The sequence below is a fragment of the Synechococcus sp. KORDI-49 genome (assembly GCF_000737575.1).
Taxonomy (GTDB): Bacteria; Cyanobacteriota; Cyanobacteriia; order PCC-6307; family Cyanobiaceae; genus Parasynechococcus.
In genome coordinates, this window is the sequence record NZ_CP006270.1 from 765315 (window position 1) to 780395 (window position 15081).

Consider the following 15081-nt stretch of genomic DNA (forward strand, 5'->3'; position numbering starts at 1 on the left):
TCTTGACTTCCCATGACCACCGAACACCGCAACTGGGCCGTCGTTGCCTCAGCAATGGAGCAACAGGGAGCCACCAACAGCGACATGTATCGCCGCGCCAGAGCCATGGCTGATGGTCAGACAGACCCGATGCCAACAAGCTTCCCAGCCGCACCTTTCAGCATCTCAGTCGTCTGAGACGGCGTCATTCAGCCTCTGCCTCACCGTGCCTCGGTGGGGCAATCCCCTTCTTTCCGTTATGACCAACCATCACCTGTCGATGGAGCAGAGATTCCATCTTGAAGCAGCCTTCCGGGAGATCGATACCTGCGAGGACATTGAGCAGCTGCGTGAACTCACCAAGCAGATCATCACGGCTCAGGAGAATGAGAAGGCCTTTGCCCGGGAGGCAGCCGCACAGATCCGATTGGAGTTGGACGCAGCAGCCGCAAAACGCTTCGGATTCGTCTGAAGTTGAGAGAAGCAGCATCTGAAAGGGTGGACAGCCGGATTTCTTGAATCAGGCCCCGCCGTGGCGGCGGGAACAGACGCATGGTTCAGCTCCGGCAAGACTCCAGCCACAACCCTCTCCAGCCATGGCGACCTTCGATTCAGCCACTCCCTTTCTGCTGCTGGCACGCATCCATGTGAAAACGGGTTGCGTGGACGACTACCTCGAGCTTGCCCGCGAGACCGATGCAGCCTTCGCAGCGCATGTGTCCAATCCACCGGTTCAGGCTTATCTCCAGAAACATGCCGAGCTGGGCGACAGCTTCAGCATTGAGGTGTACGGAACGGTGGGCGATGACTGCCGCACCCTGATGGAATCCTTCGGACTGCCCCTGAAGATCTTCGAAACCAGGCTCGGCTACAGCAGGGTCTGAGCGGGGAACGGCCCTGGTTATTGCTGCTGTTGCTGTTGGCGCAGCGCTGCCATCTTGTCGACGCTGGAGCCAACGGTTTCCACCACAAACGCCTCCGGCCCGTCGTGCTTCAGCCTGAACAGATAGCCATTCACCCAGCCGGTCTCCCGGTTGTTCATCTCATGGCCGAGATCCAGAAACCCTGGTTTCTGACGGAACAGATGCAGAAGAATATCCAACACATCCTGGGGAGATAGATTCTCAGGATCGACAGAAGGAAGATTTTCTCTCACATCCATGAAAGAAATGGACGCCGAGTAATCGAAATCGTTCTGCATCACGCAACACTGCTCATCAGGCACCGTAGCCCCTGATACGGTTTAAAGCGACTGACTGTTACCAGGGATTGACATCAAAAGCTCACTATCTAACCTGAAAACCACTGCAACAGGCCAGTGCGCGAACGCATTCTCGATGAGCTCATTCAGATGGAAACCTGGGACTGGTGGAAAGCACAAGTCTTTTATTTGAGAGAAAAGAAGGAGTATGCGGAAGCCGAAGCCATTTTCAATGAATTCAAGATCAACAACCAGACATAACCATCCGCTGGCCCTGATCACAGCAAGCCTGCTGCTGGCCAGCGGTGGACCTGCCAATGCCATGAGCGAGTGCGAGTTCATCATCCGAACGATGAACAAGCTGGGCTCGCGGATGTCGGTGTTGAGGATGACGATTGCGTCGACAGATGACAAGGAAAAACAGGATCTAGCCAGTCAGCAACTAGACCAGTACAACTCCGATTACCGCCTGGCCAAGAAGCAATTCAGCAAAGCCAACTGCGGCGACACCTGGAGCAGAGACTGAATCTCTCAAGCAATGAGAGCGGGGCACATTGTTATCGGCTCATCCCTTTGCGGCCATTCCATTGGCGTTGAACCATGTCATCGCAGTAGCCCCACCGGCCTGAAAAGGCATCGCCAGAGTCGAAGCTGAATTCCAGTCGTCCCCAGAAAAAAGTTTCAAACTTCTGCTCAGCACACCTTCTCTGGGATTTCTGCTGGATCCAATAGCCTGACAACAGATCGCCGTCCAGAGTTCCATTGATCAGGCCATCCATTTGGTCTGTCTTCGTATTGATGTAGACGCCGGTCAGTTCATTGGCTTGATGGTTGGACCAAATCTTCAGTGTTCCAAAATCACTGCTCGAACGGCCTGCCACGATCCCATCCCGACCTCTGGCTGACTGTTTGGATCGGTCCGAGTCGATCCACCAATAAGCCATGGCAACCATGGCAAGCAGCAAAGGAGGAACCAGCTTTTTGATCACAGCTCACCTGTCGTGCGCTCTTCAACGTGGGAGGGGTTAGCCCCTCTGCCGGCGTCAGTCCATCACCTCGATGCTGACGTTGGCCGTGCCGTCATCGTCGATGTCGAGGGCATCGGCGGCCCCATGGGCCAGGTCGATCACCGTGCCCTCTTTGTACGGCTTGCGGTCGTTGATCACCACCGTGACACTCTCATCGGTGTCGAGCCTGGTGACCTTCACCTCAGTCCCCAGCGGCAAGCTGCTGTGAGCCGCCGTCATCGTGCCCTCTTTGAGCACCTCACCACTGGCGGTTTTATTTCCGTAAAGCCCCGGTCCATACCAAGTGGCTCTCCCCTCCGTCGCATTGGCGGTTTCAGCCGTTGGGGCGGGCTTGGATGAGGATTGATCACTGGCGCAACCGCTGACGCCGAGCGTGATCAGAACCGCAGCGAGAGCTGGCAGACGCAGGAGGTTGCGCATGAACAGAAGCTGATCTTCTCAAGAACTAGCCACCGGGATGGAATCTGTCGACCAGCCGCCTGGGCCGTCGAATCGATCAAAGCAGGAGCACGGGTCGATGAAGCATCCAGAACGCTGTTGCTGTTCGCTCTAAAAGTTGAAATAGGAATATTGAGGCTTGATGGCCTCCCATTCCTCCTTGCTGATCTCATCTCCTTGAACCTGCCATTCCTTGCAGACAATCCGGCGTGTTGCTTCATAGAAGTCGCAAGACCGTGTTTGGACCAGGTCTCGTGTCGACAATTCATCTTGATCCACAGAAGGCATCGCTCCGGGAGAACAATTCTGATCGAGATACTCCTGTTGCTTGCTTAATGAAGAAGCATCCAACGCAGCACCATTCGCATCTTTGCCTGTGCTGACCATCCTGGTCACGGTCTTGCAGACTGCCTCCAGAACCTTCTGCTTTTCTTGCATCAGCTCCTCAACCTGCTGATCCGTCGGGCTGGTGATCACAACGATGTCTTCGCTGTCTTTCAAGAAGTCCACCTGCGCCAGAAAGGCTTCCTCTTTGCTGGAAAACTTGAGCGTGTTGCTGCCCGACGAAGAACATGAGACCAGCAACAGTGAGACGGAAAATAGCGTGATTATTTTGAGTGGCTTCGTCATCTCAGTACTGTGGCTGGGCTGAGGCGGTGAATGAGCCAGGCACGCCATTTCAACAATCGGTCGGCATCGCCCCGGAGGCAATGCGCCTTAACACCGATTGTCTTTGTCGCCTGGAACACCAACACTGGATGCATCGAGATCGGAGGAGCCATGACGGCCGACACTCCACCACAGCAAACGGCAGAAGCAGCCTGACTTTTCTGGCCCCTGCTCCAACTTTTCAACCCAATCGTGAGCAACTCGTCTGTGACGACACGGATGGTCGTCTGATCAGTCGATTCTTCTCTGCACCGTCTCAGGTGCCCCGCAGAAGACCTGCATCACACCTGGTTCCAATGGCCCCAGGGTTGCCACAAGCCAGACGCTTCGACCTCTTCTCTCAGTTCACTGTCGTTCGAAGGGCACTTCACGCTTCGCGGATACAGCTTCACTGAACAGGTCGATTGCAATGCACAAACGAGCGAGCTAGGCCGTCTTTCCACCGGGAAGGGCGGCCTTCCTCTTTGGGAGCTCCGGCGGGACGCGGTGAGCCGGCCACTCCGATCTCGCAGGAGCAAAAAGAAGCCCCCGCCGAAGGCAGGGGCTTCAAAACGCTTCTCGGGAGTGTGACCTTGTTTCCACCCCGTGAGGCGTTTTTCCTCACACAACAAATATGCCCGGCCATCTGCGCCCTCGGCAAGGGCCTGGGTTCGGATTCGTGATTGGCCCGACACGGGCAGAACGCAAGCCTCAGCTTTCCTGCTCAGCCTGGCTGGCCTGGTGCTGAAACGACTGCTCGAGGTGCTCCACCCGTCGCTCCAGCGCCTCAACCCTCTGCTGAAGCTCATGCTCGCGGCGCTGCCCAGCTGCATCCAGCTGCTGGCGGCCACCATTCATCATCTCGGTGTAGGTCAGCGCCCTGGGCTTGATCGGTTCCGTCATCAGCTCTCGATAGCAAGGGCCTGATCAGCCTGGCCACGGCAACCCAACCGGGTGTCGGTTCCCTGAGCGCAGCGGCTAAACGATGGGGCCCCCCCGTTGCCAGGCGAGGTTGGGTTGCCGAACTAAAGGAGAAACAGCAAGAGCACGATCCACGCACTTCCAATGAGGAAAACCTTGTCTGGGCCGTTTCCAATGTCGAAAGGCTCGTAGGGCTCCGGAATCATTGTTGACCTGAATCAGCGTTGAGCCTAGTGGTTTAGACCGCCACTCCGATGCTCACTCGGCTGATCCTGAACCGCAGCACAGCTGCCATGGCCTCAGCGGCAAATGCTTCCGTCATGTTTACCTTGAGCAAGGTGACATTGTCTTAAAACATCAATACCATTTCCTAGGCTAACGATCCACAAAATCAATTCCATCAGGCAAATGCTCGAAACCATTGTCTGCACGTTGGACATCAGCAACTCCTTTGCCGAATTTGCCGACAAGTTCGATCACGACGAAGCACCGGGCCGGGAAGCCAAAGGCATCAAAGTGCTTTATCGCGGGGTCGCGAACAACAACCCTTCCAAAGTTGTCATTGTCGTCCAAGCTGAAACGGGTGTGATTGCGCAGCACATGCAAGACAACGCTGCACGCTTTGTTGAGAATGGTGCTCTCATGCACACCGCTGTGGTGACCTCATACAAGCAGTGCTGACCAGTCGTGCATACCGATCTGGTGTGATGCACGACTGGGCCAGGACCCTCGACACTCAGATTCAGCTTCAGTCAGTTGGCCAGAGCTTCCACTGAGCACCATCAGGAATCTCAGGGGGTTGCGACACATCCTTGGGTTCCTCCCACAGGACGCGCCACTGCGGGACGCGACAGGGAACATAGTCATGGTGCTCGATTCGCACCCCACCGAGAGGAGCCACAGATCCGATCCAGCCACCAACCCACTTGGCCTTGCTCTTGAGAGAGTCACCTTTGAACCAAATCCAGCACTTCTGTCCCAAGACCTGGATCCCAGTGATGACGATCAAAGTCTGACACCAGAGGGGAACGGACGCACAGGAAGTCAAGTCTCTCTCCCCCGGTTGGGGGAGGCGGGCTTGGGATAAATCCCCCGATCGAGTGAACGTTCGAATGGTCTGCAACGACAGAATTTGAATGACGTTGTAGACAATTGGGAGCCGAATCAATGAATCCAACCAAGCTCACGGACAACCAAGTGATCATGTGTCGGATAGCAGATGACCACTTTGAGCTAATGATGAACGACTACCAAAAAGGAACGCCCCTTGATCGATTAATGGATTGCAATGCCTACCTGAATGAACTGCAAAAGGATGTCATTCTTGACAGATCTGACATCGAATTCTTCTCAGCAATCCACAAGCTGGCCTCACACAAATTCAAACTCATAGTCCTTGGCCGCTAGGGGGAGCGTTCAAGCCAGACACATCTCCGCAATCAGCAACGGATCACCACTTCTGCAGCTCAATAACTCAGCCCCAATCCTGCTTACTCCAACAACAGCCGAGCATCCTGTTGACGCAAGTCCGCTGGCGGAGCCGGCAGGTCTGGTACCACCGGCAACGGTGGTAATTCCGGAGGAGGTGGTGCTCCGATCAACGGATCCCGCGCCATCTCAGGCCGGTCCTCCATCACGGGGTCGTCGCTCTCCAACGGAGTCTCCGCCGGCATCTCCAGCACCGGATCCTCCAGCAGCATCGGCGGCGGCAGATCGGGGGGCAACGGCGTGATCGGACCACGAATCAGAGTCGGATCCTCGAGGCCGTCCTCCACCGGTTCGATCTCCTGCAGGTTCGGCCGCTCCCGCAGCACCAGGGGATCGGCGGTGATCGGCGGCTCCCGCAGCGGCGATCGCTCCACGTTCTTGGGAGGCTCATCAGGCGAACCGTCGAGACGTTCCGGTGGCGGGGCAGGCGCCCAGATCATTCGGGCCAGCGGCTCCACCCCCTGCTCCATCACCCGGTTCAGGCCGGCCAGCGCACGATCGGTGAGGTGAAGACCCACGGCCTGAACACACGCCACCGCCCCCTCGCACGACTGATCCCCCGGCAGCTTCGGGGTGAGCCCGGCGATCAGATTGCCGCGGAGCGGTGTCTGACGACGGCTCAGCCGCAGCATGTACGGCACGTGGACAAAGCTGGTGGCGCCACCGCTGATCCAGTTGGCGTCCTCTTCGGTGAATCCCTTGGTGCCCGGAATGATGAAGCGGCTCTTGGAGGCGTGATCGGGCATATAGGCGGCGAGATATCCGCGGCGCCGCGCCAACTCCTTGGTCTGCTCGAGGGTGAGGCCGTCACGGCTCATCAGCACCTCCAGATGGCCATCGTCCCGCAGACCCATCACCATGCGAATGCGCGGCAGGTAATACCGGATCCGCTGCCCCATGCTGATGCTGTAGGCCCCCTTGTAGGTGTCGGGCGCCTCCTCCAGATCGTTGTAGAGGCTGTGCAATCCACCGATGAAGGTCTCGTAGGTGCGGCTGTGGTCATCGGTGAGTTCCCCGAAGCCGAAATCAACGCTGCCGTCGTGGCGGATGCCGATGAAGGCGCGCTGGCGCGAGGCGGTGCGGTTGCGGCCGCGCCACACCCGCGGACCGAACTTCAGATCACCCAGAGGAACGGTGATCTCCTGCCCGCCGTTGTCAATGTGGCGCTCGTACATCGGCCCGGAGACGTAGGCCAGGGCGGCGATGTCTTCGTACGCGTCCTGCTCCCGGTCCCAGCCCTCCAGCAACCCGAAGCGCACCTCGCGGGGATCGAGATCGAGGGCATAGACCTCGTCATCGGGGATGTAATGAAACGGCTCATCGTCGGCCGGGAGGCCCGGCAGCACGAGGTCGCCCTGCTCGTTGCTCTCCGCCACCCGCTCCGGGGCATTCGGAGCCAGGGCGATCAGGCCGGCGAACACCAGCGGTGGCAGGGCCAGCGCCAGCAGCAGCCAGCGGTTCCGCCACCGGGGTCGGGGGGTCTGGTCTTGGCGGGGAACGCGTGGCTTCACGCGGCGGGCCGTCGACCTTGGTTTTTGGGGAGTGGATCGAACCAAGGAACGATGACGCCGTCGGCCACCAGCCATGTGCGGTAACGGTCGCCGCAGTCATGCCCTCCCGTCAACTCTCCGAAGGCCGGGATCACCAGACGGGAACCGACCTCGTCGTAGGCGAAGCAGGGCAGACGCAGGTGATCGGAGCGGCTGCGCAGCCGACTGGTGGGATGCAGATGACCGCACACATTCAGCTGGTGAGGCTGCGGCGGGGATTCCGGAGCATGGCTCAGCCACAGGGCACCGAGGGCCTGAGACGGCAGTTGCGGCAGGCCTTCCATCCAGCTGTGGCGATCGTGATTGCCGCCGATCAACAGCACCTCGCAACCGCAGAGCTCCGGCAGAGCCCGCAGGTTGTCCCGCAACCTCGGGGTGAGTCCGACCCGGGCATGGATCAGGTCTCCCAGAACGATCAGCTGCTGCGGACGCCACTGATGGCAGAGCTCAAGCAGGGGGTTGAACGTGCCGCCATCGGCATCGCTCGGCAACGGGATTCCCTGCGCCTGAAAGGCCTCCGCCTTGCCCAGATGCAGATCCGCCAGCATCAGCACCCGTCCCTCCGGCCGCCAGAGCGCCCGCTGCGGCAGAAACTGCAGCGACTCCGCTCCCCACTGCCAGAGCTGCGCGCTCATCCGCGCCGGGGTGGCTTGATCTGGCTGTTGTGTAGCCCTGACTGCATCGGGCCGGCACATCCGTGCATCAACCTTGCGTCCCATGAGGAATTAATTGTGGCGCGTTCCGTGCGTCCGAACCAGCTTCCGAGCGAAACCCTTCGCTGGCTCGAGCGACGGCTGCTGTCGCTGGAACGTCAAGAGCGTTACGAATGCGCCTACGCCCTGCGCATGGAAGTGGCCGAATGGCTGCTGGGGGCTGTGGATGCCAACCTGACGGCACCTGCCCCGCTTTGACCCCCCGATGACCCTTGCCCTGCTGATCGCTCTGGCCGGCTCACTGGTGGCGATGACGCTGATCGTGCGTCGTCTGGAACAGCGCTGAACGGCAACCGCTCGATCACCTGATCAGCGTTGACCATCCGCACCACGCCGCTGTCGATGCAGGCGATCTGAAACAGGGACGGCTCAGGGCCACGGGCGCTGCCCACCACATGCAGCACATGGCCCATCCACCAGTCCCCCGGATCCTCGCCTTCCACCACCACCAGATCACCGCAGCGAGCGCGGAGAAACAACGGCCCGTCCATCCCGACCTCGTGCCAGTACGTTCGTTCTAGCGACGGAAAGGCCGGAGCATGGCACGCTTCCAGGTGTCATCCGATCCGGCGGCGATGCGCTGCTCCGCCCTGGCTGCAGCCCTGCTGAGCGCCACCCAGCTGCTGATCATTCCCGCTGTGGCGGCAGCACCGGAGCCGCGCGGCACCCTGCGGGTGGGCATCACCGGATCGCCTCCGTTCGTGCTCAGCGGCCATGGCTCGCGAGGGGGCATCAGCCTGGAGATCTGGCGGCGCGTGGCCGAGCAGAACGACCTCAGCTACGACCTGGTCGAGCAGCCGACCCCGAAGCAGGGACTGAGGGCGATCGAGATGGGAGAGATCGATCTGCTGGTGGGGCCGATCAGCATCACCGCCCGGCGCCTCGCCATGCCTGACGTCGATTTCACACAGCCCTACTTCCTGGGCAAGTCCGGCGTGCTGCTGCCCCTCTCTCCCCCCAGTCTGGTCAGCCGCCTGAGCGTGTTCTTCGGATGGGCGGTGGTGTCGTCGGTACTGGTGCTGCTGGGGGTGCTGCTGGCGGTGGGCAGCCTGATCTGGCTGGCCGAACGGCGCCGCAATGCCGAGCAGTTCCCCCGGGCGCCGCTGGCGGGCATCGGCAGCGGCATGTGGTTCGCGCTGGTAACGCTCACCACGGTGGGCTACGGCGACAAGGCCCCGGTCACCCGCACCGGCCGTGGGCTCACCGCCGCCTGGATGACCATCTCCCTGATCGCCGTGTCCTCGCTCACGGCGAGCCTCGCGTCGGCCTTCACCCTGTTCCTCACCGGCGCCACCGAAACCGCGATCACCGATCCTGCGCAACTGCAATCACGCCGGGTCGCCGTGGTGAGCGGCACCAGCGGCGTGGAACTGGCCCAGAGACGCAACATGCGCGTGGTGTCGGCCGACTCGCTCGCCGGCGCCATCGATCTGATGCTGGAGGACCGGGCGGAGGCCGTGATCTTCGATCGACCGGCCATCCGTTATTACCTCAAGAAGAATCCGGATCTGGCCGTACGACTAGCGCCGTTCACGCTCACCGAGGAGACCTACGGCTTCGCCTTCCGATCCGGTGACCCCCTGCGCAATGCCTTGAACGTCTCGATCCTGCAGCTGCAGCGGCAGGGGCAGGTGGAAGCCATCACCAACGTTCTGCTCAACTGAATCCGCCGGGGGAACGCCGCCTCAGCTGAGGGGCCGGTGACGCCGCAGGGCGTCTTCCACCAGGAAGGCTGCAAGGTTGCCGCAGCTGCGCCCCTCCTCGAGGGCGTGCCGCTTGAGATCGTCCATCACGCCGCGGGGCAGGGTGACGTTGATCCGCTCGGAACAAGCGGCATCGGCGACGGCGGCCGTGCTGGGAGCCGGTTCGGTGGAGGCCAGCCGCTGCTGCAGCTCCTGCACAAGATCCTGAAGAATCGGCACGATTCAGTGAAGATTTATACACAATATAGATGCAATATCGTGCCTAAAACCAGGCTGGCTTGATGTCCGCCTGTGCGCGTATCCTGACCTCGTTTTTCAGGATGCCATGCGCCCACTGCCCCTGAAACTGACGCCCGGCAGCGACCTGCGCCTCAGCCTCGAGGAGCTGGCCCGTGCGCAGCAGCTCAACGGCTTCGTCCTGGGCGTGGTGGGCAACCTCAGCCGTGCCGCCTTTCAGTGCCCGGGCCAGGCACAGCCCACCGTGCTGGAGGGGGATCTCGAAGTGATCACCCTGAACGGCACCCTCAGCCCCGAAGGAGTGCACCTGCATCTCAGCCTCTCCGATGGTGCCTGCCAGGTGTGGGGAGGACATCTCGAACCCGGCACCCTGGTGCAGAAGGGCGTCGACCTTCTGGTGGGAGTTCTCGAGCCGTCCCAGCCGGCCGTCGACGGCAACACAGCCACACCCGTTGCACAGCCGCCCCGCATCGAGATCGCCGTGCTGCCGGGTTGTCCGTGGTGCGCAAGAGCTCTGCGGCTGCTGCGCACCCTGGATCTGCCCCACACCGTGGACACGGTCAACGACGATGCCGCCTTCAGCCGCTGGCAGTCCCGCAGCGGCATGCGCACCTTCCCGCAGGTGTTCATCGATGGTGCACTGCTCGGCGGCTACGACGACCTCGCCTCCCTGCACGGTTCAGGCAAGCTGGAGCAGCTGCGCTGAGCCTCGGCCATGGCCACACCGGAGGAGAGCCCTGAGCCGACGTCGTTCTGGTCCCACAAACCCTGGTGGTGCCAGCCCTGGACGATCCTGATGACCGGGTCCCTGGCGATCGGAGGGTCCTGGTGGTTGCTGCACTGGCTGTGGCTGACCCTGCCCATCGCCCTGCTGGTGCTGATCTGGTGGTGGCTGTTTCTGATCGTGGTGCCCCGCTCCGGCGCCCTGCCACCGACACCACCGGCACCATGAGCGACAGCATCAGGCTGCAGGCCATCGACCAGAGCCTGTTCGACCGCGTCGCGGCCGTGGCACGCGGGAAACCGCGCCTGCGCATGAACCACAATCTCCACCAGGAGAGCGATCTGGTGCAGCGGTTTCTGAACGTGCTGCAACCCGGCACCTACGTGCGCCCGCATCGCCACGTGCGCGAGCAGGCGGGAACGGGCTTCGAGTGCTTTCTGGTGCTTCAGGGGGCGATCGGCCTGCTGATCTTCGATGGCGACGGACAGCTGATCGAACGGCACCGCCTGAGCGCCACCGGACCGCTGCGCGGCATCGAACTGGCGGAGAACCAGTTCCATTCCCTGGTGGCTCTGGAGCCGGACACGGTGATGTTCGAACTCAAGCAGGGCCCTTACCAGCCCACGCAAGACAAGGACTTCCTCAGCGCCTTCCCCGGCGAAGGCAGCGAACAGGCGGAGGATCAGGAACGCAGCTGGCGGCAGCTGTTCGCCACCGGTCACCGGCCCTGAGAGAACCGCTTCAGACCTCGGCGGTCCGCACCGCTTCCCGGAACCGCTGCTTCTCATCCAGCAGCTCCGTCTCCAGCTGCTCGATCAGCCGGCTGACCAGAGACTGGAACTCAGGCTGACATCCCCGGAACGCCGCCTTGTGGCGGATCGGCTCATTGCGCATGCGCAGATCGGTGAGCATGAGCTGGAGGGCGTCGATCCTGGCGTTGGTGTTCATGCCGGGCTGTCGGGTGGGGGGAGGTTATGACGAGGGCTCGCCATCATTGATACCGCTGCACCCACCGGATGCGTCAACGCTTTCTGCTGCCGCTGCTGCTGCTTGCTCTGGCCTGGAGCCAGGAACTGGTCGATCAGATCCTGTTCGCCGGGCAATGGAACCTGCCCATGGGTCCGGGCCTGCCCTGGTGGCGACTGCTCAGCGCCCCGTTCAGCCACTCCGGGTTCGCACACCTGATCTCGAACAGCGCCGTGTTCCTGCCGCTGAGCTGGCTTGTGCTCACCCGGGGGATGCGGGATTACATCGCGATCTGGATCGCCGTGCTGCTCATGGAGGTGCCGGTGGTGCTGCTCTGGCCCACAGCCAGCCATGGTCTTTCCGGCGTGATCTACGGACTGCTCGGGTATCTGCTGCTGATCGGCTGGCTGGAGCGTCGGCTGCTGCCCGTGCTGCTCAGCCTGATCGCCTTCTGGCTCTACGGATCCGCCCTGGTGGCCCTGATTCCGGGAGTTTCCCCCGCCGGTGTCAGCTGGATCGGCCATGCCTCCGGATTCGCAGGAGGACTGCTGGCGGCCCTGGCCGTGCATCGCGACAGCGCAGGGCAGACGTCGTGACACGGTTCAAGGCATGCTGAACGGACGCCGGAGATGACCCCATGCCACCAGCGGTCTGTCTGAACTGCGGCAGTCGGGAGTTCCGCGCTGATCGCGCCCTGGCCGGACGACTGATCTGCAAGCGCTGCGGTTACGCCCTCGGTACCCGACCGAGCGCCAAAGGCCAGCGGCAGAGCGGTCGCCGCCGCTGGGTCCTGATCACTGCTCTGGTCGTGACCGCGCTGCTGGTGGTTCTGCTCTCCAGACTCTGACCCCTCCGCTCAGGAGCGGAGCATCGCCACCACCTCCGAGGTATTGGCAGACAGGGGAGCGCCATCGAGCAGCTCGATCGCCGCGCGCATGGCGGCCTGACGCTCCGGCCCGTAACTGCGCCAGCGGCTGAACACCTTGGCCATACGACTCGCCGTGATCGGGTTGCGGGCATCGACCGCGGCGATCTGCTCGGCCATGAACCGGTAGCCGCTGCCGTCGACGGCATGGAAGGCGCTGATGTTGGCGGTGAAGCCCCCCAGAACGGCTCGCAGGGAATTCGGAGCCAGCGGATCGAACCGGGGATGCAGCAGCAGGTCCCGCACCCGCTCCAGGCTGTCGGAGCGCGGCGTCGAGGCCTCCAGGGAGAACCAGCTGTCGAGAATCACCGGTTTGTCCTGCCAGCGGTCATGGAAGGCCGCCAGCGCCTGGTCGCGCTCAGGGCAGTCAATCGGCCGCAGAGCCCGCAGCGCAGCCCGGGCCAGGGTCATCGATGGACCGCTCACCGCCTTGAGAGCCTGCTCACGGGCTTCCGCATCGCCGGCGGCCGCCAGCCAGCTCCAGGCCACGGCCGTCAGCTGGCGTGCTCCCTGCCCCTCCGGCCAGAGCCGGCTCCAGCCCGGACGGCATCGCTCGAGCAACTGACGCAGGGGCTCGTGCAAGGCGCCGCCGAGATCGGCTCTGAGGCTGTGCATGGCCCGATCGAGGCTCAGCGGATCCGCCGTCGTCTGCAGCGCCTCCAGCTCCGCCAGGCCAGGCAGCGTCAGCAGAACAGCCAGCTCCGCCCCCTCATCCGAGCCGGCCAGGGTCTGCCCCAGAGCTGTTGTGAGGGCGGCCTCCACAGCGGGCTCCGGCGCATCCGCAGCCCGGGCCAGCAGGATCTGACGGAACAGCCGCTGGCCGGCATCCCAGCGGCAGAAGGGATCGTCATCGGCCGCGAACAGCTGCAGCGTCTCCGTCAGCGGCTGATCCATGCGCAGCACCACCGGTGCCGAGAAGCGGCGCAGGATCGAGAGCGCCGGAGGCTGTTCGGCGGGCGGTGCCTTCAGAACCATGGTCCGATCGGCCTCGTCCATCACCACAAGCTGTTCCTCGCCGATGCGACCGTCGGCCGTCACCAGGGCGATGGCGAGCGGCAGCACCAGCGGCTGCTTCTGCGGTTGGCCTGGAGTCGGCTCGGTCCGCTGCTGAAGCTGAAGGGTCAGCTCACCGGTGGTGGCGTTCCAGCTGCGCTCCACGTTCAGCTGGGGGGTGCCGGCCTGGTGGTACCAGCGCCGGAAGCGATCGGGATCAAACCCCAGGGGCCGGCCATCGGAAGCGGCCCCGTCGGTGATGGCCTGCACGAAATCCTCAGTGGTGGCGGCGGTGCCGTCGAAACGCTCCACGTAGGTCGCCATTCCCGCCATGAACCGCTCATGCCCCAGCAGGGTGTGCAGCATGCGGATCAGTTCCGAACCCTTTTCGTAGATGGTCGTCGTGTAGAAGTTGTCGATCGCCTGATACTCCGCCGGCTTCACAGGGTGAGCCGTCGGCCCCGCATCCTCCCGGAACTGGGTGTTGCGCAGCATCGCCACATCCTCGATCCGCTTCACCGCAGAGGAATGCAGATCCGCGGTGAAGCTCTGATCGCGGAAGACGGTCAGTCCTTCCTTGAGCGACAGCTGGAACCAGTCGCGGCAGGTGATGCGATTGCCGGTCCAGTTGTGGAAGTACTCATGGGCGATCACACTTTCAACCCGCTCCAACTCCCCGTCGGTGGCTGTTTCCGCATCGGCCAGCACCAGTTTGGAGTTGAAGATGTTGAGGCTCTTGTTCTCCATCGCGCCCATGTTGAAGTGACGCACGGCGACGATGTTGTACTCGTCGAGGTCGTATTCCAGGCCGTAGATCTGTTCATCCCAGCGCATCGACCGTTTCAGTGACGCCATCGCATGGGCGGTGTAAGGCTCATCGCCGGATTCCACATGCAGGCGCAGCGTCACCTCCCGCCCGGATGCGGTGCGGAGTTGATCGCGCACCTCCGTCAGATCACCAGCCACCAGCGCGAAGAGGTACGACGGCTTCGGGTGCGGGTCATCCCAGATCGCCTCATGGCGGTCCGGTGCCCCCGCCAGCGGCCCGGCCGACACGGCGTTGCCGTTGCTGAGCAGCACCGGGAAGTGCTGTCGCTCGGCTTCCAGTCGCACCCGCCAGCGGCTGAGCACATCGGGGCGGTCCGGATGGAAGCTGATGCGGCGGAAGCCTTCGGCTTCACACTGCGTGGTGAGCATGCCGCCACTGGCGTAAAGACCCTCCAGGGATGTGTTGCTGTAGGGGTCGATCCGACAGCGGGTCTCGAGCGTGAACGGCTGATCCGGCGGAGACAGCAGCGTGAGCATGCCGTCCTGCAGCTGCCAGGCCTGCGCCGACGGAACACTGCCATCGATCGCCAGGTGCTCGAGGGTCAGATCGACACCGTGCAGCACCAGGGGCACCCCGGACTGCAGCGGCGTGAGCTGCAGCCGGCTGGTCACCAGAACGTGATCGGCGTGGATGACGACATCCAGAGCGATCTGTTCCAGCCCGAAGGGCCATGGGGTGTAGTCCGCGAGGCGGACCGGAGCGACGGCTGCCATGGCGTCACCGGGCATTCAGCAGCCC

The 15081-nt window shown here is 62.3% G+C and carries 23 protein-coding genes; 12 read left to right on the forward strand and 11 right to left on the reverse strand.

Translation table 11 applies throughout. The features are described 5' to 3' along the window. Positions 1-12 precede the first annotated feature (12 nt). From KR49_RS14260 to KR49_RS04115, 3 genes are all read left to right on the forward strand, one after another. The gene (locus tag KR49_RS14260) at positions 13-177 is read left to right on the forward strand and encodes a hypothetical protein (RefSeq protein WP_173402126.1); all 165 of its coding nucleotides are present in this window, start codon (positions 13-15) and stop codon (positions 175-177) included. A gap of 61 nt (positions 178-238) precedes the next feature. Next, positions 239-451, forward strand: a complete 213-nt coding sequence (locus KR49_RS04110) for a hypothetical protein (RefSeq protein ID WP_043691928.1) — start codon at positions 239-241, stop codon at positions 449-451. A 124-nt stretch (positions 452-575) separates the two neighbouring features. Then, complete coding sequence (locus KR49_RS04115; protein WP_043691929.1) at positions 576-863, forward strand: hypothetical protein; 288 nt, start codon at positions 576-578, stop codon at positions 861-863. Between the two features lie 17 nt (positions 864-880). Here the strand turns inward: KR49_RS04115 and KR49_RS04120 are convergent, their stop codons facing one another. Next, complete coding sequence (locus tag KR49_RS04120; protein ID WP_371257665.1) at positions 881-1084, reverse strand: hypothetical protein; 204 nt, start codon at positions 1082-1084, stop codon at positions 881-883. 328 nt (positions 1085-1412) lie between these two features. On the opposite strand from KR49_RS04120, the gene KR49_RS04125 reads away from it, so the two are divergent. Then, positions 1413-1706, forward strand: coding sequence for a hypothetical protein (locus KR49_RS04125; RefSeq protein ID WP_156957096.1), 294 nt, complete (start codon positions 1413-1415; stop codon positions 1704-1706). Between the two features lie 31 nt (positions 1707-1737). On the opposite strand, the gene KR49_RS04130 is transcribed toward KR49_RS04125, so the two are convergent. The 4 genes from KR49_RS04130 to KR49_RS04145 form a co-directional block, all read right to left on the reverse strand. Then, entirely contained in the window at positions 1738-2169 is a 432-nt protein-coding gene (locus KR49_RS04130) for a hypothetical protein (protein WP_043691934.1), read from the reverse strand. A 54-nt stretch (positions 2170-2223) separates the two neighbouring features. After that, a complete protein-coding gene (locus KR49_RS04135) occupies positions 2224-2628 on the reverse strand; it encodes a septal ring lytic transglycosylase RlpA family protein (RefSeq protein WP_052378159.1) in 405 nt (134 codons plus the stop codon). A 129-nt stretch (positions 2629-2757) separates the two neighbouring features. Beyond that, positions 2758-3276: a hypothetical protein gene (locus tag KR49_RS04140; RefSeq protein ID WP_043691938.1), complete on the reverse strand. Its 519-nt coding sequence runs from the start codon at positions 3274-3276 to the stop codon at positions 2758-2760. A 729-nt stretch (positions 3277-4005) separates the two neighbouring features. Next, positions 4006-4197 (reverse strand): hypothetical protein, encoded by a 192-nt coding sequence (locus KR49_RS04145; RefSeq protein ID WP_043691941.1) that lies wholly within the window; start codon positions 4195-4197, stop codon positions 4006-4008. Positions 4198-4623: 426 nt separating this feature from the next. On the opposite strand from KR49_RS04145, the gene KR49_RS04150 reads away from it, so the two are divergent. Continuing rightward, a complete protein-coding gene (locus KR49_RS04150) occupies positions 4624-4896 on the forward strand; it encodes a DUF3764 family protein (RefSeq protein ID WP_052378160.1) in 273 nt (90 codons plus the stop codon). 809 nt (positions 4897-5705) lie between these two features. On the opposite strand, the gene KR49_RS04165 is transcribed toward KR49_RS04150, so the two are convergent. Together KR49_RS04165 and pdeM are read right to left on the reverse strand one after the other, a co-directional pair. Continuing rightward, entirely contained in the window at positions 5706-7289 is a 1584-nt protein-coding gene (locus KR49_RS04165; RefSeq protein ID WP_253912815.1) for a hypothetical protein, read from the reverse strand. Continuing rightward, complete coding sequence (pdeM, locus tag KR49_RS04170; protein WP_043691952.1) at positions 7211-7888, reverse strand: ligase-associated DNA damage response endonuclease PdeM; 678 nt, start codon at positions 7886-7888, stop codon at positions 7211-7213. Before pdeM ends, KR49_RS04165 begins: the two co-directional genes overlap by 79 nt. Before the next feature lie 96 nt (positions 7889-7984). Between pdeM and KR49_RS14090 the strand changes: the two genes are divergently transcribed. Next, positions 7985-8164 carry a hypothetical protein gene (locus tag KR49_RS14090; protein ID WP_043691955.1) on the forward strand — a complete coding sequence of 60 codons (180 nt, stop codon included), beginning with the start codon at positions 7985-7987 and terminating at the stop codon, positions 8162-8164. Here the strand turns inward: KR49_RS14090 and KR49_RS14555 are convergent. Further along, positions 8086-8457: a DUF3104 domain-containing protein gene (locus KR49_RS14555; protein ID WP_071839652.1), complete on the reverse strand. Its 372-nt coding sequence runs from the start codon at positions 8455-8457 to the stop codon at positions 8086-8088. The genes KR49_RS14090 and KR49_RS14555 overlap by 79 nt on opposite strands. A gap of 48 nt (positions 8458-8505) precedes the next feature. On the opposite strand from KR49_RS14555, the gene KR49_RS04180 reads away from it, so the two are divergent. Further along, entirely contained in the window at positions 8506-9630 is a 1125-nt protein-coding gene (locus tag KR49_RS04180; protein ID WP_253912816.1) for a transporter substrate-binding domain-containing protein, read from the forward strand. Positions 9631-9651: 21 nt separating this feature from the next. Here KR49_RS04180 and KR49_RS04185 read toward each other — a convergent pair whose 3' ends face one another. Then, entirely contained in the window at positions 9652-9888 is a 237-nt protein-coding gene (locus tag KR49_RS04185; RefSeq protein WP_043691958.1) for a CopG family transcriptional regulator, read from the reverse strand. 106 nt (positions 9889-9994) lie between these two features. Between KR49_RS04185 and KR49_RS04190 the strand changes: the two genes are divergently transcribed. Genes KR49_RS04190 through KR49_RS04200 form a run of 3 tightly spaced genes read left to right on the forward strand, consistent with a single transcriptional unit; the run spans position 9995 to position 11361 of the window. Continuing rightward, positions 9995-10612 carry a PCC domain-containing protein gene (locus KR49_RS04190; RefSeq protein ID WP_043691960.1) on the forward strand — a complete coding sequence of 206 codons (618 nt, stop codon included), beginning with the start codon at positions 9995-9997 and terminating at the stop codon, positions 10610-10612. Between the two features lie 9 nt (positions 10613-10621). Further along, positions 10622-10858, forward strand: a complete 237-nt coding sequence (locus KR49_RS04195) for a DUF6737 family protein (RefSeq protein WP_043691961.1) — start codon at positions 10622-10624, stop codon at positions 10856-10858. Next, entirely contained in the window at positions 10855-11361 is a 507-nt protein-coding gene (locus KR49_RS04200) for a WbuC family cupin fold metalloprotein (RefSeq protein ID WP_043691963.1), read from the forward strand. The genes KR49_RS04195 and KR49_RS04200 overlap by 4 nt, the downstream gene beginning before the upstream one ends. Positions 11362-11371: 10 nt before the next feature. On the opposite strand, the gene KR49_RS04205 is transcribed toward KR49_RS04200, so the two are convergent. Then, positions 11372-11578 carry a hypothetical protein gene (locus tag KR49_RS04205; RefSeq protein ID WP_043691966.1) on the reverse strand — a complete coding sequence of 69 codons (207 nt, stop codon included), beginning with the start codon at positions 11576-11578 and terminating at the stop codon, positions 11372-11374. A 68-nt stretch (positions 11579-11646) separates the two neighbouring features. Here KR49_RS04205 and KR49_RS04210 point away from each other — a divergent pair, with 68 nt between their 5' ends. Beyond that, complete coding sequence (locus KR49_RS04210; RefSeq protein WP_043691972.1) at positions 11647-12192, forward strand: rhomboid family intramembrane serine protease; 546 nt, start codon at positions 11647-11649, stop codon at positions 12190-12192. Positions 12193-12233: 41 nt separating this feature from the next. Beyond that, entirely contained in the window at positions 12234-12443 is a 210-nt protein-coding gene (locus KR49_RS04215) for a hypothetical protein (protein WP_043691974.1), read from the forward strand. 9 nt (positions 12444-12452) lie between these two features. Here the strand turns inward: KR49_RS04215 and pepN are convergent, their stop codons facing one another. After that, on the reverse strand, positions 12453-15056 hold the full coding sequence (gene pepN, locus KR49_RS04220; RefSeq protein WP_043696758.1) for an aminopeptidase N: 2604 nt from the start codon (positions 15054-15056) through the stop codon (positions 12453-12455). Positions 15057-15081 lie beyond the last annotated feature (25 nt).

Excerpts from the sequence above, each read along its gene's own strand:
- KR49_RS14260 (WP_173402126.1), top strand. The coding sequence starts at position 13 with ATGACCACCGAACACCGCAACTGGGCCGTCGTTGCCTCAGCAATGGAG.
- KR49_RS04110 (WP_043691928.1), top strand. The coding sequence starts at position 239 with ATGACCAACCATCACCTGTCGATGGAGCAGAGATTCCATCTTGAAGCA.
- KR49_RS04115 (WP_043691929.1), top strand. The coding sequence starts at position 576 with ATGGCGACCTTCGATTCAGCCACTCCCTTTCTGCTGCTGGCACGCATC.
- KR49_RS04125 (WP_156957096.1), top strand. The coding sequence starts at position 1,413 with ATGAATTCAAGATCAACAACCAGACATAACCATCCGCTGGCCCTGATC.
- KR49_RS04135 (WP_052378159.1), bottom strand. The coding sequence starts at position 2,628 with ATGCGCAACCTCCTGCGTCTGCCAGCTCTCGCTGCGGTTCTGATCACG.
- KR49_RS04140 (WP_043691938.1), bottom strand. The coding sequence starts at position 3,276 with ATGACGAAGCCACTCAAAATAATCACGCTATTTTCCGTCTCACTGTTG.
- KR49_RS04145 (WP_043691941.1), bottom strand. The coding sequence starts at position 4,197 with ATGACGGAACCGATCAAGCCCAGGGCGCTGACCTACACCGAGATGATG.
- KR49_RS04150 (WP_052378160.1), top strand. The coding sequence starts at position 4,624 with ATGCTCGAAACCATTGTCTGCACGTTGGACATCAGCAACTCCTTTGCC.
- KR49_RS04165 (WP_253912815.1), bottom strand. The coding sequence starts at position 7,289 with ATGGCTGGTGGCCGACGGCGTCATCGTTCCTTGGTTCGATCCACTCCC.
- pdeM (WP_043691952.1), bottom strand. The coding sequence starts at position 7,888 with ATGAGCGCGCAGCTCTGGCAGTGGGGAGCGGAGTCGCTGCAGTTTCTG.
- KR49_RS14555 (WP_071839652.1), bottom strand. The coding sequence starts at position 8,457 with ATGGACGGGCCGTTGTTTCTCCGCGCTCGCTGCGGTGATCTGGTGGTG.
- KR49_RS04180 (WP_253912816.1), top strand. The coding sequence starts at position 8,506 with ATGGCACGCTTCCAGGTGTCATCCGATCCGGCGGCGATGCGCTGCTCC.
- KR49_RS04190 (WP_043691960.1), top strand. The coding sequence starts at position 9,995 with ATGCGCCCACTGCCCCTGAAACTGACGCCCGGCAGCGACCTGCGCCTC.
- KR49_RS04195 (WP_043691961.1), top strand. The coding sequence starts at position 10,622 with ATGGCCACACCGGAGGAGAGCCCTGAGCCGACGTCGTTCTGGTCCCAC.
- KR49_RS04200 (WP_043691963.1), top strand. The coding sequence starts at position 10,855 with ATGAGCGACAGCATCAGGCTGCAGGCCATCGACCAGAGCCTGTTCGAC.
- KR49_RS04205 (WP_043691966.1), bottom strand. The coding sequence starts at position 11,578 with ATGAACACCAACGCCAGGATCGACGCCCTCCAGCTCATGCTCACCGAT.
- KR49_RS04210 (WP_043691972.1), top strand. The coding sequence starts at position 11,647 with ATGCGTCAACGCTTTCTGCTGCCGCTGCTGCTGCTTGCTCTGGCCTGG.
- KR49_RS04215 (WP_043691974.1), top strand. The coding sequence starts at position 12,234 with ATGCCACCAGCGGTCTGTCTGAACTGCGGCAGTCGGGAGTTCCGCGCT.
- pepN (WP_043696758.1), bottom strand. The coding sequence starts at position 15,056 with ATGGCAGCCGTCGCTCCGGTCCGCCTCGCGGACTACACCCCATGGCCC.